The sequence below is a fragment of the Oligoflexus sp. genome, assembly GCF_035712445.1.
Lineage (GTDB): Bacteria > Bdellovibrionota_B > Oligoflexia > Oligoflexales > Oligoflexaceae > Oligoflexus.
In genome coordinates this window covers 32,099-48,742 of record NZ_DASTAT010000062.1, presented here as the reverse complement: position 1 = coordinate 48,742, position 16,644 = coordinate 32,099, and the positions used below count along the sequence as shown (strand labels likewise).

Sequence of the window (16,644 nt, the reverse complement as noted above, 5' to 3'; positions counted from 1 at the left end):
GGCCGATAAGGGCAATGAATCCCGCAAACTTAGCGGCATGCCCCAGGAAGAGGGGGGACCAAATCCTGCACAGTGAGGCTTTTCCTGCGGGATATCCTTCAAGTATATTTGCGCAGTTTTCGCTGGAGGCTCTGCCGATGAATGCCGAGCACGCGCGCCGCACGCGAGACATTGCCCGCGACATCCTGCAAAACTTTTTCAATATATTCGCGTTCGTGTTCATGAAGCCGGGGACGTTCCACCGCATCCCAAGCCGGCATCGCCGTCTCGCGAAACGCGCACTCGATTTCATCCAACGTCGCAGGTTTACAGATATAATTCATCGCGCCCAGCTTGATAGCCTGCACAGCCGTGGCTATGCTTCCATATCCCGTCAGGATAATCATCCGGCAATCGGGATATTTCTCTTTGAGTGAAGCGAGCGCATCCAGACCGCTTTCACCCTGCATTTTCAGATCAATGATCGCATGCGTCGGCACGAAATCATCGGGTGCTGTCATGGCCTTGAGTCCCGGATAATCCTCGACGGCATAGCCGCGCTCACGAAACGATTCGCGCAGGATTTCCCGCAGCAGGTCATCATCTTCGAGAATGAGAAGCTTATTCATGTCGGCCCTGTGCCTCCTGACCTGCAACAATTCGCTGCATTGGTCCTTCCTTCATTTTCCTTTATATCCAGAGAGCCACGTTTCGAAAGGAGATGGCATGAAACCAGTCCTCTTGAGCCTTCTTATCGCGACCGCTTTTTCCTGCGGTTCAGGCAGTCCAAGCAGCGATGACAATCCCGGTCCCGTTCCCTCTGCGGATCAATCGCCGATGTCCGGCTTTCTTCCCAGCGATCAGAATCTTTTCGCGGCGAAGATCGTTTGGAACAATCCTCCCGTTTCGCAGTCGTTCGATAACAGCGCCGAGGTCCACCTTCTGACTCCCGACGGTCAGCCGCTTGCGAGCAGCCGTCTGCTTCGCTTCCATCTTTACATGGCCACCATGGGGCATCCTTCCATCAAGGAAAAAGACATGGTGATCGAGCAAAAAGAACCAGGCCACTGGACAGTGAGCCGCATCTTTTTTTCCATGGGCGGCTCAGCCGGCTCCTGGGTGGTTGACCTCGATGTCGAGGCCAACGGTGTGGCGGATCACGTCCGCGTGAGTATCGACCATGAAGTGGAATAAGATCCTTTTCACGATCGCCTGCGCAGGAGCCTTGACCGCCTCCCGCTCCTGGGCCTGCTCGTCCTGCGGCAGCGGCGCGGCGGATCCCGTGATCCTGAATCCCCTGGAACGCGGCAAGTTTTATTTCGGCCTTGGCCTTGCCGACGGTTTTCAAAACGTCGATGAGCGCGGCCGCATTCGCAAGGACTATGGACCCGATCAAAAAACCAAACTCGAACTGGCCTATGCGCATCGTCTGACTTCGGGTCTCTTCGTCAGCCTCGACAGCGGCATCGGTGAAAATCGCAAAGGCGACCGCCGCAAAACCGGCCTCACCGATACGACGGCCAATCTTCGCTGGACGGCCTGGCTCCAGGATGTGACCGAGCCCTGGATTCCCCAGGTGCAGTTCGTTCTTTCCCATCGTTTTCAAACCACCCGGAGCCTTCAGGATTCCGAGGAGCTTTATAACCTCGATTCCTTCGGGGCCGGTTACGATGAAACCTTCGCCGGCGCCGACGTCTGGTTTGGAATGCTGCCCGTGCTCTTCGGCGGCAGCTTTCTCATATCAAGGCCCTGGGAAGAGGACACCCGCAGCGGTCGCCTGCAGATGGGATCCACCCAAAAATGGATCGGCACGGTCGGCGCCAAACCCATGGAGTCTTTTAAAATCATCGGCGGCGCGGTGCAGGAAAAACGAGGCGGCATCAAACTCGATGGCGAAGCCTCGCCCATTCCCTCGGACAAAAGATCCCATGATCTTTTCCTGACGCTGGAAACCCTGCGGGTCGAAGATGATAATTTCCGCTTCACCTTCAGCAAAAAAGCCGCCTTTGGCTCGAATAAAAATGCCAGCATCGCGCGCTCCTATACCCTGGCCTGGATGAGGACCTTATGAAAACAGCCCTTCTGCTTTTAACCATCTTATTCTCAGGAGCCGCAGAAGCCGCGGAATGCCGCGCTGTGACGTTCAAGGAATTTCAAAGCGCGCTGCCCGCTTCCGCCACCCGCGTCGTCTTCTTCGCGTCCTGGTGCGCGAGCTGCTCCCGCTTCATCACGGCTGATCGCATCGCGGATACCGTCTTCGTCGCGGCAGCCGATGAAAAAGCCAAGGCCGAGAAAGTCATCAGCACCTATCTGAAAGATCGCGCGGCCTCGGCCACCTGCTTTCTGGACCAGGACGATTCCATTGCCAACGCCTTTGGTGTTCGCAATCTGCCTTTTGAAAAATCTCTTCGCGAACTTCCCAAGCCATAAGGGATAGTGCACTCAGCAATTGGCGGCGAAGTCTTCTTATGGGAAAACTTCGCTGCTTTTTACTCCGAAGCCCAGAGTCCCCACTGCACGCTCAACGCCATCCATTTCTGAACCTGCGCAGCCTCCGGTTTCGCTTCCTTTTCCAGTTTCCCAATAGCTTCCACCATCGGATTTTCCGTCAGAAGTTCATAGAGCCGCGCCTGAAACGGATGCAGCGTACGGTACGTAAAACCCTTGGCATCCTTTTGTATGAGCCAGACCTGGGACCTTTCATGTTTCTGCGGCATCTTTTCGCCCGCGTCCCAGACGACCAAAGCCCAATCCTCCTGAAGGATTCGCCAATGAGGGGCCGCCTTCAGGCGGATGCGTTCCGGATGCGCATGATCTTCGTTCTGCCCGTTCCACGGCTTATAATCAGGAGCCATCAGCAGCGCCGCTCGCGCATCATCCAGCTGCGCGGCCTGCACGAGCATCAAGGAAAGCTCCTGATCCTTCAAAAAACCTGCGAAAGACTCCCGGATCTTTCCCAGATCATGTCCCGTGGGCGGGACTTCGAGCAGGTAACGCAGAGCCCAAAGGTTAAAATTCCAAAGCCCCATAAGGCGCGCCGTCACAGGAAAATCCTTTTGCAGCACCGTCAGAAGGCGAAACCAGTACTGCCGATGATAATCAGAAACGCCGGCTTCCGCCGATCTATACGAACGCGCTTGGACCTCAAGCCCTCTCCAGCCTGAAGGCAGACGCGATTCCAAAGTCCCACGGGAATGATCCAAGGGCGTTCGCAGCACCTCGGAAAAAAGCCCCTGAAACGCAGAAAGCCAGGCCGGCGGCTGCTTCATGCCCGCACCTCGCGGGCTTTTTGAATCTCCTGCACAAGCACGGGCCATTCCGGTATCCGGTCATCCCATTCCAAAAGTGTGGGAAAAGGTCCACCCATGATCCAGGCCTCCCGATAAAGTGCCCAGACCTCGTCCGCGACGGCCCGATCATGGGTATCTATGATCGCTCCATCCGTCATGCGATCATGTCCCGCCAGATGCACCTGAACCACCCTTTCAAAGGGTATATGCTGAAGATAAATCCGCGGATCGAATTCATGATTCTGACTCGATACATAGATGTTATTGATATCCAGCATGAACGAGACGCCGGCTTCATCCACCACCGCGCGATAGAATTCCCATTCGCTTAAAGTACTGGCTGCAAACTGCACATAGCTCGACACATTCTCCAAAGCGAAAGGCCGCCCCAGATGCTTCTGCACAAAAGCCGCACGCTCGGCGGCATAGGCGATCAGGTCCTCGGTATAAGGTGTTGGCAGTAGATCATGATGAGACAGGCCGTGCGCGCCCGTCCAGCAAAGATGATCACTGACAAAAGGCGCATCAATCCCTGCGGCAAGGGCCGCCAGCTCATCGAGGTACCGCATGTTCAAGGGTTCATGCCCCAGAAGATTCAGGCTCACGCCATGCATCACCAGGGGATAATGCTCCCCCGCCCTTTGCAGATTCTTCTGCGGAAGCAGAGCCGGACCCATGAAGTTTTCACTGATGATCTCGAAGTAATCAATCGGCGGACGAAAGTCCCCCTCGCCCATCATAAGCGCCGGGCGCAGACCGACTCCCAGACCATCCCGTGGAATCCTTTTCACGGCGTGGCTCGCCATTCTTTGGTTTCCAGCGGCAAGGACCTCAGATGCGTCACAAGCCTTTTCATCTCGGCCAGGGAATATATTTTATAAAAGCCTGGCATGTTCGCATACGCCGTCCCATCCTTGACGCCATGAATGCCAAAGGCAATCGCACCGATCAGGGCCGCATCGGACTTGGCGTTAAAGGCCGCGATCGCAGCGGCTGCATCCGCACCGGGCGCGATGGGCAGCACGAAGGATGTCTTGCCTTCACCGTGGCAGAAGCTGCACTGAGGCTGCGAATCATCCATGGATGCTTCCGGGCTGCCTTCCAGCATCTGCGCCCCCGTAAGGCCGCGATCATCAGGAAGGACCACGCAGCTCATCCCCCCGCAGCTGTTGGCGCCTTTGCAGGTATGCTCGCTCAATTTCCCGGATCCCGTGTGAAAGGAAACCCCGGCACAGGTATTGGCTCCTGCACAGCTTGCGTGGGTCTGGACCACACCACCGCGCGTCTCACAGAGCGTGGTGAAGGAGGCCAGCGTCAGCGATTTTTCCACGCTGGTGGATGTCACAGTCCCGGCCAGAGGCGCAGAAACCTCGACGATTTTTTCTTTTTCCTTGCTGCCGCAGCCTGTGCCAAGGAGCCCGGCGAGGGCCGCTGTGAAAAGAGGCAAAGCGATGCGGGAATCATTCCCTTCGTAGGACATGACAGTACCTTTCCGAAAAAAGGAGACGCAGCATCCAGACGCAAAAATGCGTCGACGCGTCTTCCGTGAAATCAGACCAAAAGAGAATTGGATTGTACGAAGACAGAAGTCTCAGACTTTAGGGTAAGGAGGTTCCAAAGGCGGCGTGAAATCGCTGAGAAAGGCATTCCAGGGGAAAGTCAAAAGGCGTTCGGACTGAACGCGAAAGGCCACATGCTCGTTCAGATCCAATTCAGGAGCATGAAAGGCCATGAACTGAAAGACCGAACATTCGCAGATGCGGTGGGAGGTCCAGGTTTTCGAATGCTTATCCTGCGGCACCGACTGGTCATGGCAGGACTCGCCTTCCATCGAGGCGTGGGCCGTCTGCATTCCATGATGCTGAAGAACAGCCAGGATCATGTCACAGCGCGGAATCGAAACCAGCATGACATTCAAGGCCAGGACAAAAAGCCCCAGTCGCATGAATAATCTTTGCCCTATGGACCCGATTCGCCGCAAGCGCAGCCCTCCGCTGTGAAACGGCTGGATTCTAACAAAGGCCAACGCGCAACACAATACAAGAGGCGGGACACTCAGCGGTTTTACCTGGCTTTTCAGGAGCCTGGGCCGGAGGGGTCGCCTTGGGTTTCGGTCGTGTTGGAGCATGAATATAAAATGAGGGATGAAATGCCATAGTCGTTTCCTTCTGCACGAGTCTCAGCCCTTTTTGCAGAAAGAGTGCCAGCGACAAAGCCTGAATTCATGGGACTTTTCAGGGACTTCCCGCCTTTTTTGGACGCAAATCAGGACAAGCGCGGTCGGATTCTGGACGTCCTCATATTTTGCAAAGCCTGCAATATTATTCGGCCGCCTCCGTCTCCTTCCCGACTTCAATTGATCCCTCACTTTAGGATTCTCATTATGCACAAGACACTCATGACCCTTACCGTTTCGACGATGGCGCTGATTGCCATGGGCTGTCAGCCCAAGACCAAAACCAAGGTGGTCGAGGTTCCCAAAAAAGATAAGGTCTACGACTTCGCCAAGACCTCGTACGGCGATCCCGTCAACGTTCCTGTGCATGATACCGCTTGCAATAGCCAGCGCGGCCTTTCTCTGAGCAACAGCATCATCGCCGAAGCCTACATGGGTGTGGAAACGCTGATGGTGCGGACTCTTATCGAAGAAGACGTGTTTGAAAACGCCAAGACGAAAGACATCGTCCGTCAGACCTTGGAATATCAAACCATCAACGAAGGCCGCCGCGTATACCTCTGCCGCGATGCCAGCATCATTCCTGAAAACACGCAGGAGGGCGCCGCCATCAGCATGAAGGCTGATGCTGACCAGGCCTTTTCTCTTTATGAGACGGTTCGCAGAAAAGGAACGGTCGCCCTTCCCCTTCTTAAGAAAGTCTATTTGAATGCCGCGCAGAAAGAAAAGGAAGTCAGCCGCACGGTTGACAAGGACGATGAGGCCAACGAAGAAACCAGCTACATGACGGACAATGCCGTCTTCATGGGTGGCCCGTCGCCCACTCTGATTTCCTATCCCCAGAGCGAATTCAGCCGGCAGTATAAGCTCCTCGGCGGCGTTCCGCTCTGGACAGTCGACGGTGTCTTCCAGCATGAATTCGGTCACTTCATTTTTGAATCTGTGATGGACGAAGATGGTATCCGCTTCGCCTCCTATCACGATTACGTGGAAAAAAATCCACGTCTGCACACCTTCCACACACCAACGGCCAGCCTCGCTCGCCAGGCGGCAACGCCAGGGCTCAAGGCCGGCTTCGTGGAATTCATCCGCAGCCAGGATTTCTTCGTCGGCTCGCTCAATGAAGGTTTCGCGGATATGTGGTCGTACTATACGCTGAAGCAGCCCAGCACCATGTGGGACATCAGCTGCTTCGCGAAAAGCCGCAGCATCGCCTCCCCGGTCTTTTATAACGGCATCAGCAAAAGCTGGGATGATAACCTTTGGAAGAAAACCTTTACTGCGGACGTCAAGCAGACCCCGGGCGGCTCATCTGATGATCCGATCGAATCCTGCAATCAGCCTGAGTTCTCGGATATTCACATCATCGGTGCAGCCATGGCTCACACCGTGGATGCGGTTTTCACCGCCGCCCTCGAAGGCACGGCCGCGACCTCGGATACCTCCCTTCTGAAGGCGGAAATGTCGATCGCCTGGCTGAAATCCATCAAGGACTCGAATGAGTTTGACGATCTGGGCGGCAAGGCCAGCCTGAGTCGCATTCTGAATACGGCCATCGGCACGGGCATGAGCTATCTGAAGACCACAGACAAAACCGCGTTCTGCGCTGTGGTCACGAGTAAGTTTCCTGCTCTCGTCAAACGTTGGAAAGATGGGAAGACGGACAATGAGGACGTCTCAGGTGTGGTGAGCTTTTGCTCTTTGTAAGGACAGAATCCTAGTGTCAAGGTCGCAGTTTCCATCGGAGACTGCGATTTTTTTATTCCGCGCTTTCCGCGGCGCGGGCCACGCCTTCATTCTGCAGCATTCTCTGACCACGTCGGGCCCAGTCGATGATGCGCTTTTTTTCCTGCTCGTTCAGGCGGGCCTTGCTATGCATGATCCGATAACGAAGCGGCGGCATCGTCCCGTCCCGGACGGATTTCTCGACAGCGATCAGGTCTTCCAGAGGAGTCGCATGACTTTGAAAGGGATAGCCGTTGGAAAATTCGATGTGCTTGCGAGCCTCTTCGATATCGTTTTTAATCCACTGACTGACGCCAGGCATCATGGAATACCAGGGATACTGGGTGTCACCCGAATGGCAATCCGCGCAGGCCCTTTGAATCAGCGGTGCCACGGCCAGCTGATAATCGGCTGTGATCTCGACCAGCTTCCGCTCCTGCTCATCCACCGCCGTTTGCCGGGGCTCATCGGCCGCTTTCCCATAGGCTTCATGAGCCGCTAAAGGTCCTTGACTCCAGGCGCACAAAGTCACGACCAGCAGAGTGGCGCTGTATGATTTCAAGCGTCGGTTTTTCATTTCGATTCTCCCATTTCCGGCTCAGGCTTGCCCACCTCGTCTTAATTAGCGAAGCACAATCTGCATGAGAAAATGATCAGCTCCCGCGCTATTCACGCAGGCGCTCCACTATGTTAAAAACAGACTTTCAGCCTAAAAAACTGTTTTCGAAAGGAGTTTGCATGCTTCAGTCATTACGCATGTTCCGACTTTCCGCCCTTTGCGCTTTGTTCTTGACAAGCGCACAAGTCACCGCAGCGGATACAGGCCGAGAGCCCGCGCGCGGGACCTTGATCGAATCCACGTTCCTTGGGTCGTACACCAAGGAACAGCTGAATGCCAACTTCCAAAGGCTTGGCCTTGAGGCTCGCAATGGCGTCAGGTTATTTCGAGTCAACTATCAAAGTCAAATAAGTCCTGCCGAACCCCGCCTGACAGCTGCGTCAGGACTGGTCATCGTTCCCGATGTGACGACGACGGGGGATGTGACGACGGCGGGGAACGCGACGACGGCGCGGGATGGAGCAGCAGCCACGGAACTCCCCTGGATCAGTTTGCAGCACGGCACAGTTGCCAGCAAAAAAGAGGCCCCCTCGCTGAACCCCGGTGAAGGCCTCTATGAAGCATCCCAGGGCTTTGTGACCGCCGTTATGGATTATATTGGCTATGGCAGCTCCGCAGCCGAATTTCACCCCTATCTGATCGAGGGCGCCTATGTCCCGGCAGGTGTTGATCTTCTGCGGGCCACCCGAAGTCTGATCAGCGCGCAGGGCCTTAAGTTGGGCAAACTCTTTCTGAAGGGCTATTCCGAGGGTGGATATGCGACCATGGCTTTGCAAAAGGCCCTGGAAACGGAATATGCCGCCGAATTCAGCATCACCGCTTCCGCCCCTGCGGCAGGCCCCTATGACCTGGAAGTGGCAGCTCTGACGGCTCTCTCGCGTCCCAAATCGAATCCTCTCATCACGTCGTTTTTGGTTTTGGCCTATGACCAGTGGCTGGCTCCTGAACTGGACCTTGATGCCATCTTCGCCCTGGACACGACCGCGCTCTCCAATCTCTATACCAGCGGCATAAGCAGCTCGGAAATCATGAAAGCCCTGCCGCTGGAAACCCGCGGACTGATCGAAGGACCTTTCCTTGATGATTTTCTGAGCACAACTCCGATCAGCGCTCAGGCCCAACTCATTCGCCGTCTTCTGGTCGAGCAGAGCCTGAATCAAGGCGATTGGGTCCCCCGCACACCTACCCGCCTGTATCACTGCGCCGATGATGAAATCGTTGCGGTCGCCGCTACGGAAAACGCCCTGGCGCATTTCAAAGGTCTGAACGCCGAGGCTCCGGTCAGCGCTGTGATCGCCCAAAGTCCCGATGCCACACGTCCTTACTCACACGGATCGTGTCCCCTCGTCTTCGCTTCGGTCGGCTGGTTCAAAGAGTTTCTGACTCGATAAGGAATTCTCCCTCCTTCCTCGGATTCGGTTCTTTGGTTATAAGGTAAGCAGATAACCCAGAACTGATCCGAGTGCCCGTGAAGGAGTCGCATGCGATACATACTCTTCCTTGTCCTTTTCATGATAACCATTCCGCCTGTCAAGGCTGGTCCTCTCCATGTCGATGGCAGTCGCTTTCGTACGGAAGACGGACGTCAGATTCTTCTGCGCGGCGTCAACGTCGGCGGAGATACCAAGGTCCCGCCCTTTCGCTCCATTCGTGGGGAAAAAGACTTCGAACCTTTGCGCGCCTGGGGTTTCAACAGTGTGCGCCTCATGTTCAACTGGGAAGCGTTTGAAGCGGAACCGGGGGTCTACGACTGGGATTATCTCCGCTACTATCGCGATATGGTGGACTGGGCCGCGCAGCATGATCTTTATGTGATCGTCGATATTCATCAGGATGCCTTTTCACGCTTTGCCGTCAGCGGCTGTGGTGAGGGTTTTCCCCGCTGGGCCTTGCCGCCCTTTCAAAAACCGGCCACACCGGACAACGGGGAAAACTGCAAGGCCTGGTCGGTGAAAGCGTTCTTCGATATCGGCATGCATATCGCGTGGCATCATTTCTATAAAAATACTTATGGAGTGCGCGATCGCTATCTGCTGATGCTTCAGCACCTCGGCCAGGCGGTTGCGGATGCACCGAACCTTGTTGGTTTTGATCTGATGAATGAACCCTGGGGCCTGGAAAAAAGCGAACTGCCGGCGCTTTATTATGATGCCGGAAGTCTTCTGCAGTCGATCCGCCCGAACCTGATCCTCTTTCTGAGTGCTCAAATCCTGACCAGCACAGGACTTGTGGCCTCGCAGCTGGATCCCATCCCCCTGCCGCATATCGTGCATGCGACGCATTTTTATGATCCGGGTCTGCAGACGGTGAAAAGCTGGTCGCCCTGGACCTTGAAGACCGCCAATCGCCATTGGAAAAACCTTCTGGAACGCTGGCAGAGTCCCCTTTATCTGGGGGAATTCGGAGCGCCGGCGACACTGCCGAACGCTGTGAAGTATGTGGATGCGATTTATGATCTGATGGACCAGGAACTTTATTCGGGGGCGTACTGGGTTTACACCCCAGGCTGGACGGATGCGAACAAGGATGGATGGAATCGCGAGGATTTCAGCATCAATGATGACAAGGGCCAGCTGCGCGGCATGTATCGGGCGCGGCCTTATGTCGAGGAAACGCCCGGCGACATCATGCAGATGGAGTGGAATGAAAAGAGCAAAAGGCTTGCCCTTGTCTATGAAGCCACAGTCTTTCCGGAAGAGGTGAAGATCGCGATTCCATCCCGGCTGGAATGGATCGGAGTCGAGGCTCTGGAAGGAAAACGCGCGCAGAACTGCCAACTTTTGAATGCTCATCAGCTGCGCTGCGTGCACGATCCCAAGGCCCGGCAGGCCCTAAGATCGCTGGTTTTCCTGTTCCGTGAACGCGAAGGTCAATGACCGGACCCGGTGGCTTTATGCCAGCGGGCGCCTTTGGTCAGCCAGCCCTGGAAGGCAAGGGCCAGAATCGGTCCGGCCAGGGCCACCAGACCAAGGATGAGCCACATGGCTTCCGGCGAATCCCAGAAGGGAACCGTTCCTGCGCGCAGGCGCTCGCCGATTCCTTCTGGAACCCAGCGTGAGAGCATGTGACCTGAAAGAGCACTGACGATCGTTTTCGCTGCGAACCAGGGCACCATGGAAAGTCCAAAGTAGGAACCCTCCTGTCCTTCCGGAGCGATGGCGGCCGTGTATTCCTGAAGTTTCGGCGACCAGATCACTTCACCGATCGAAAGAAAGACCATGCTCAAAGCCGACATCGCATAATACGCGGGCACAAAATCATTCCGCATCCAGCTGATGCTGAGCGCGGAACCCACAGCGCCCAGCCCCTGACCCACGACCTGCCAGGGAATGACCAAAGCGAAGAGGCTCACCGCCGAAATCATGGCGCCGAACACCAGCATTTTAAAAATATTGAACTTGTTGGCAAACGGAATAAAAACAATAAGACCGACCACGATCAAAATCGGGTTGATCGTATTCAGAGTTCCGATTGCAGCGTCCTCGCCCATCACGCGCGTCCAGTATTTCGGCATCAGAAGGTACATGTAACTGAAGACCGCCCGCACACCCAAAAGCAGCGTGACGAGCACACAGAATCGCCAGAAGGCGGATTCGCTGACCATGGCTTTCAGAATGGTGAAGGGATTTGGTTTTTTGCCGTTGGCATCCCGCTTTGTCTCCTGCACGGGGGCGGCCACAAAGCGGCCTTCCTCGCCGAACTGCTCTTCGCGGCGAACCATGATCAGCATGACCCCAAGACAAAGGAACGAGGTGACGATGCCTGTTCCAATCACCCAGGTGCTGCTGAGGCCAAGGGAAAGACGCACGACATCGACCACGACACCGGCCGCAGCCGCTCCGATATTCATGAACAGGTACCAAAGGTTGAAGCCGGCGCTGCGGGAACGTTCGCTGGTATAGCGTTTGTTGGCCGATTGGAACACGGTTTGAACCATGGCCATCGACGGCGCCATGGCCACAAAACAGGCTGCAACCAAAAGCGCGCGATGCGGAACATTCGGATTCACGGCAAGGAAGACCACAGCCGCGGTCGCTGCGGCGCGAGTAAGCATGGCCAACCATAATGATTTGCGTATGCCAAGCGAATCGGTGGCAAAGCCCGCAATGAGGAGAAGGATCGTGGTCAGCGAGGTGAAAAGGGTCACGATATAGCCGGCATTGTTATCATCAAGGCCAATCTGATCAGATAAAAAAATCGTAACGATGTTCAGAAGGGCGAAATAAGCCGTGCAGTCAAGGAAGTTGATGATCTGTATGCCCCAGTACTCGCGGGGCGTTTCCTTCAGGACTTTAAACTCGCGAAAATAATCCAGTATCATCTGACCAGCAGACCTGGTGGCCGGCGCCTGGGCCTTGGCGTTCATGCTCGCTACCTTTCGAATGATATTGATCAGGGCTAAGAAAACCTGGTCGTTTATCCCGCAGAGACCCGCCGAGGTCAAGTCCGAACGCCTTTTGCCGCGCCACAAATGCGGAAAGGGCCGGGATGATTCCCGACCCTCCACACTCACATAAAGGAGGCCAATACTCTAATTATGGCTTGAAGGCAGAGGCTGGAACATAAGTATAGGTGCTGCTTCCTGGCGTTTTCCAGAAAAGCTCCAAGGCGATGTGGTAACGAGGGCCTTGGAAGTATTCGACGACGATTTCATGCTGGCCTTTGGTCAGGTTGATGGAACCGACCACGGCTTTTTCTGCATGCTGGCCATCGTTATCCACTACGAGCTGGCCATCAATATAAAGCTTGGCCCCGTCATCGGCATTCAGCTTGAAGTAATACTTGCCGTTTGAGTTGGTCGTCAGATTGCTGGTCGCGCGAATCGCGAACCATTCAATCAAGGACGGCTGACCAGGGAAACCATCTGACCATGCGCGGTTGGGAATCTGGAAGGCTTCCATACACGCGGTGGCCGAGGTCTTGGAAAACGCTGTGAAGTCCGGCAGACGCTGACTGCCTTCGGGAATCTGGTACACATCGGCCTTGATGGGGAAACCCTTCAGGTCGTTGGTACAGCCCGCGAAGACCTGAGTCGACGGTTCCAATTTCAAAACCGTGCTCGAAGTTTGAGTCGGATCGCTTTTGGAAACCGCGATGATCTTGACTTCATAAGCTTCCGTACCGCTTACGGGGCTCACATAGGTGTTGCCGTTAATGATCGCGCCAGGATCCTTGCCGGCAGGGGCAATGGCCTTGTAGACCACGTCGTCGGTTTTGTTCCCGCCGAGTGAAGTCGAGATGCTGGTGGTTTGAGCACCGAAGCGCAGCTGCGAGTCTTTGACGTCGACAGTCAGATCGCTGGCTTCGTCTCCCTGGGGAAGTTGAAGCGCATCGACGGAACCATCGTCGACCAACTCATCCTCATCGGATGTGGCGACAGTAGCATCAGCGGTGTTGTCATAGGATTCAGAGCTGAAACCTTCAGCGTTCTGCTGCTGGTCCATGAGAACCGCCATGGTCTTTTCCTGGAATGCCGGAGTTTCGGCACCGCAGGCAGCCACAACGCTTGCCAGCAGCGAAAGGCACAGGTGCTTTTTGGACAAACCTTTACCCAAAGTCATAAAAACTCCTCTATGAGTGTCCTGGTCACTTGCGATCAAAATTGACTCGCAAAAGGGACAGCCTCTCTACGGCACAGCTTTCCATTACTTATCCAATGGGTAACAAGCGCCCATGGAAACTTGACTTTTTGAGCAGACATTTTTTTTCAATCGTGGGATGGGATGATGACTTTTTGGAAAACGTAGAGCTTTACGTGCGGGAAGAAAGAAAAAGCCCACTGTTTCCAGCGGGCCTTCGCAAGTCTAAAACTTAAGGTGTCGCATCCTGAATACTGGTAGTTTCCGCGTCGTCATTTTTTTCGCCACAGGCACCCAACAGCGAAAACGAGACGAGCGCCACTATTTTTTTCATGATAGATCCCCTAGAAAAGTGAACGTTCAACGGGGAATCTTGAAATGAAAGGGGTTGATCCATACTACCCCGGGTAAGAAAGCTCAAGCCCCCACCGCAGAGGCCACAGGACCGTTCTGCAGATCGTTCATGTAAGGCATATGGATCTTGATTTCAAAAGGCACAAAGCCATTGACCGACGTTCCATTCAGATGGATTTCAATCCGTCCGCCGGCCTCTTCGACGAAGCCGCGCACGGCATCCATGCCGACGCCGCGACCCGAGATATCGGTGACCTCGTTCACAGTCGAAAGGTTGGGCATGAAGATGAGGTTGGCCATCTGCAAAGGATCGAGGACTTCATCCGGCGTGATGAATTTCTGCTCGATCGCCTTCTTTTTAATCTTATCCAAAGCGAGGCCGCGGCCATCGTCCATGTAGATGATGCAAAGATCGCTTTCCGCTTCCTCGATCCGCACCGAGATGGTGCCCTTGCGCGCTTTTCCAGCGGCCTGCCGCTCGTCGGGATGCTCGATCCCATGATCTATGGAGTTGCGGAAGAGGTGGACGAAGACCTTTCTGAGCGGCATTTTCAGATCATTCGGTATCGCATATTCGTCATTGAAGAAAAGGACGTTCGGTACGGGTTTTTTCAGGGTATCACAGACCGATTGCAGCATCTGCACCTCGTCCTGGATAGCCTGGCTCAGCTTGACCTCGAAGAGGAAAAGGATGTCGGACTGAATCTCTTTGATCTCGTTGCTGGTGCGTGCCGTCGTGATCTTCTGATGGATGGCCTGCAGCTCGTGGCGGTTGATCAGAAGCTTGTCGCTGACCCGGTTGCGGCCCAGGACTTCGTCGTTGATCCGCCTGTAGTCTTCAAAAATGACCCAAAGGCCTTTGATGCCGGCTTTAAGCTCACTGATGACATCGGCGCTCAAGGACCCGGATTGGGCGTTTTTGATCTTTTTCTCAAGATCGTGGGTTTCCACCGTCAAATCCGTGAAATTGAAGTTCCGCGACAGGCCTTTGATGGTATGCAGGTTGCGGAAGGCCAGAGCAAGGCCATTGCTGTCCGCCTTGATATTTTTCTCGGCGCTGGTCAGCAGTTCCTGGGTGACTTTCAGAAGATCGCGCATCTTCTGACTTTCATGCTGCGAGACCTCGCCGAGGCGCCGGTATTCCTTCGCTTTCTGCATGGCTTCCAGCTGGAGTTTCCGAATTTCAGTCACATCCTTCATGGCGATCAGTATTTTCAGGATGATACCGCTCTGATCGACGACCGGATGCCAGTCCACTTCCAGGAGCTTGTCCTGATACATGAATTCCCGGGGCAGATTGCTCTCGTTCATTTCAAATTGAAACAGTTCCTCGCCAATGCTCGTCGTCAGCACGCTATCAATCATGGCCATGTCATTGGATGAAAGATTGGTGCTCGCGAAGATCGCCTGCAGGGGATCCTGGCCTTCGAGGTGCTCCTTGCCCAGGAACTGGCAGAGAAAGAGCGAGTATTCTTCATCAATGACAGCCTTGCCGCCTTTGGATTTGACCTGGAAAATGGCCTGCGGGAGGTTGTCGAGGATGGAGCGGATATCGCGGGTTTTCTCCACGACGCGCTGCTCCAGATTCTCGTTCAGATCCTGCAGTTCGGTATTGGCTTTCCGCAGCTGAAAACGCATGACGTTGAGTCGATCGGCCAGCGCCAGGGACAGGAGCGAGACTTCGATCACGGAACCGATTTTAAATGCATAGGCGGTAATGAAAGAAACCGGGAGTATCCCGAGCTGCTTCAAGAGATAGATCACGCAACCTGTGATGAAGAGCGCCCACGCACCCACGTAAAACCGGGCCTCGCGCTGACCCTCAATGGTCTGCAGGATGGCGACTCCCAGGACGACCAGAACCGACAGCAGGACGCCGACGGCCATCATCTTAATGGCCACGACATACTGCAGAAAAAAGGATACGGCCAGCATTGCGATCAAACTATACTGGAGCACGGTGCCGAGCCGCTGCCGGACCTTGCCTTTTTTGGTGAAGCCCAAAAAGTCTTTGGCAAAATAGAGCATCATGATCGTCGCGAGCAACCCGCCCTGGCAGATCATGTAATCGGACAGATGCGGATAGGACGGCCAGAAATAGAAATAGCTATGACCGCTCAGGGACAGCTGCAGCAGGAGGAAGGTCAGTACGAAGGAGGCGTAATAAAGATAAGCCCGGCTGCGCGAAGCAAAAAAGATGAAGAGGTTATAAAGCGCCATGATCCCAAGGATCCCCGCGTAAATGCCGGTAACCAGGACCTCTTCGCCTTCTTTTTGGCTAAAACTGATCGGGGTATAGAGTTTAAGGGGAGCCTGAATCGACGAGGACGACTTGATGCGCAGAAGCATCGTATAAACGCCCGGCTCCTCGGGAAAGCGGAAGGCCGGATCGATGTGATCGACGATCTCGGGGCTGCTGACCACCGAATCACCGGCACGGACCGTCTTCAGGGGCTGTCCGTTATGGAAGATGTAGACCGTGACATCATCCAGCAAAGGATAGCCGATCTCCAGGATATAAGCCTGGTTATCCGCCTTCTCGAAAGTGCTCTTGAGCCAGACGACGTTATCACTCCAGCCAAACGAAGGGTTGGACTTGGGATGCTCGGGAAGGGCCATGCTCATGACCTGATCGACAGTCGCGGTGCCGGCGCTGTCGATGTAGTATTCAGGATGCTCACCGACGGGCGTGGACGCGATATCTTTGATCAGGATCGTGCGTGCTTGCGCCTCGCTCAATCCAAAGAGGAACAGGATGGTCGCTAAAATACGGAGTTGCAAAGATTTCCCCTCCCATGCCCCTGTCCATACGCAATACGAACTTGTTCCTCTTTATAATATTTTATGCCTGCGGCTGTGACTAGTGCAGGAACTGCACACCCTGCACTTTTTTACAAAATTACACCCAATCCGGCAGGCATC

15 protein-coding genes are annotated in these 16,644 nt (G+C 54.8%); 6 read left to right on the top strand and 9 right to left on the bottom strand.

Going from position 1 to position 16,644, the window contains the following annotated elements; all coding sequences use genetic code 11:
- Positions 1 to 98: 98 nt before the first annotated feature.
- Positions 99 to 608, bottom strand: a complete 510-nt coding sequence (locus VFO10_RS12770) for a response regulator transcription factor (RefSeq protein WP_325140682.1) — start codon at positions 606 to 608, stop codon at positions 99 to 101.
- A gap of 97 nt (positions 609 to 705) precedes the next feature.
- Here VFO10_RS12770 and VFO10_RS12765 point away from each other — a divergent pair, with 97 nt between their 5' ends.
- Genes VFO10_RS12765 through VFO10_RS12755 form a run of 3 tightly spaced genes read left to right on the top strand, consistent with a single transcriptional unit; the run spans position 706 to position 2,409 of the window.
- Positions 706 to 1,173, top strand: a complete 468-nt coding sequence (locus tag VFO10_RS12765) for a hypothetical protein (protein ID WP_325140680.1) — start codon at positions 706 to 708, stop codon at positions 1,171 to 1,173.
- On the top strand, positions 1,160 to 2,050 hold the full coding sequence (locus tag VFO10_RS12760; protein WP_325140678.1) for a hypothetical protein: 891 nt from the start codon (positions 1,160 to 1,162) through the stop codon (positions 2,048 to 2,050). Before VFO10_RS12765 ends, VFO10_RS12760 begins: the two co-directional genes overlap by 14 nt.
- The gene (locus tag VFO10_RS12755; RefSeq protein ID WP_325140676.1) at positions 2,047 to 2,409 is read left to right on the top strand and encodes a hypothetical protein; all 363 of its coding nucleotides are present in this window, start codon (positions 2,047 to 2,049) and stop codon (positions 2,407 to 2,409) included. The genes VFO10_RS12760 and VFO10_RS12755 overlap by 4 nt, the downstream gene beginning before the upstream one ends.
- A 59-nt stretch (positions 2,410 to 2,468) precedes the next feature.
- On the opposite strand, the gene VFO10_RS12750 is transcribed toward VFO10_RS12755, so the two are convergent.
- From VFO10_RS12750 to VFO10_RS12735, 4 genes are all read right to left on the bottom strand, one after another.
- Positions 2,469 to 3,248, bottom strand: a complete 780-nt coding sequence (locus tag VFO10_RS12750) for a putative DNA-binding domain-containing protein (protein ID WP_325140674.1) — start codon at positions 3,246 to 3,248, stop codon at positions 2,469 to 2,471.
- Positions 3,245 to 4,075, bottom strand: a complete 831-nt coding sequence (locus VFO10_RS12745) for a DUF692 domain-containing protein (RefSeq protein ID WP_325140672.1) — start codon at positions 4,073 to 4,075, stop codon at positions 3,245 to 3,247. The genes VFO10_RS12750 and VFO10_RS12745 overlap by 4 nt, the downstream gene beginning before the upstream one ends.
- On the bottom strand, positions 4,057 to 4,749 hold the full coding sequence (locus tag VFO10_RS12740) for a hypothetical protein (RefSeq protein ID WP_325140670.1): 693 nt from the start codon (positions 4,747 to 4,749) through the stop codon (positions 4,057 to 4,059). The genes VFO10_RS12745 and VFO10_RS12740 overlap by 19 nt, the downstream gene beginning before the upstream one ends.
- A 111-nt stretch (positions 4,750 to 4,860) precedes the next feature.
- Entirely contained in the window at positions 4,861 to 5,250 is a 390-nt protein-coding gene (locus VFO10_RS12735) for a hypothetical protein (protein ID WP_325140668.1), read from the bottom strand.
- Positions 5,251 to 5,652: 402 nt separating this feature from the next.
- On the opposite strand from VFO10_RS12735, the gene VFO10_RS12730 reads away from it, so the two are divergent.
- Positions 5,653 to 7,152, top strand: coding sequence for a hypothetical protein (locus VFO10_RS12730; protein ID WP_325140666.1), 1,500 nt, complete (start codon positions 5,653 to 5,655; stop codon positions 7,150 to 7,152).
- Positions 7,153 to 7,204: 52 nt separating this feature from the next.
- Here the strand turns inward: VFO10_RS12730 and VFO10_RS12725 are convergent, their stop codons facing one another.
- Positions 7,205 to 7,747 carry a heme-binding domain-containing protein gene (locus tag VFO10_RS12725; protein ID WP_325140664.1) on the bottom strand — a complete coding sequence of 181 codons (543 nt, stop codon included), beginning with the start codon at positions 7,745 to 7,747 and terminating at the stop codon, positions 7,205 to 7,207.
- 161 nt (positions 7,748 to 7,908) lie between these two features.
- Between VFO10_RS12725 and VFO10_RS12720 the strand changes: the two genes are divergently transcribed.
- Both VFO10_RS12720 and VFO10_RS12715 read left to right on the top strand, forming a co-directional pair.
- A complete protein-coding gene (locus VFO10_RS12720) occupies positions 7,909 to 9,180 on the top strand; it encodes an alpha/beta hydrolase (protein WP_325140662.1) in 1,272 nt (423 codons plus the stop codon).
- A gap of 90 nt (positions 9,181 to 9,270) precedes the next feature.
- Positions 9,271 to 10,665 carry a glycoside hydrolase family 5 protein gene (locus tag VFO10_RS12715; protein ID WP_325140660.1) on the top strand — a complete coding sequence of 465 codons (1,395 nt, stop codon included), beginning with the start codon at positions 9,271 to 9,273 and terminating at the stop codon, positions 10,663 to 10,665.
- On the opposite strand, the gene VFO10_RS12710 is transcribed toward VFO10_RS12715, so the two are convergent.
- From VFO10_RS12710 to VFO10_RS12700, 3 genes are all read right to left on the bottom strand, one after another.
- Entirely contained in the window at positions 10,659 to 12,155 is a 1,497-nt protein-coding gene (locus VFO10_RS12710; protein ID WP_325140657.1) for an MFS transporter, read from the bottom strand. The two genes, VFO10_RS12715 and VFO10_RS12710, sit on opposite strands and share 7 nt — an antisense overlap.
- Before the next feature lie 169 nt (positions 12,156 to 12,324).
- Positions 12,325 to 13,350, bottom strand: coding sequence for a PA14 domain-containing protein (locus tag VFO10_RS12705; RefSeq protein ID WP_325140655.1), 1,026 nt, complete (start codon positions 13,348 to 13,350; stop codon positions 12,325 to 12,327).
- 435 nt (positions 13,351 to 13,785) lie between these two features.
- Entirely contained in the window at positions 13,786 to 16,503 is a 2,718-nt protein-coding gene (locus VFO10_RS12700) for a 7TM diverse intracellular signaling domain-containing protein (RefSeq protein ID WP_325140653.1), read from the bottom strand.
- Between the last annotated feature and the right edge of the window lie 141 nt (positions 16,504 to 16,644).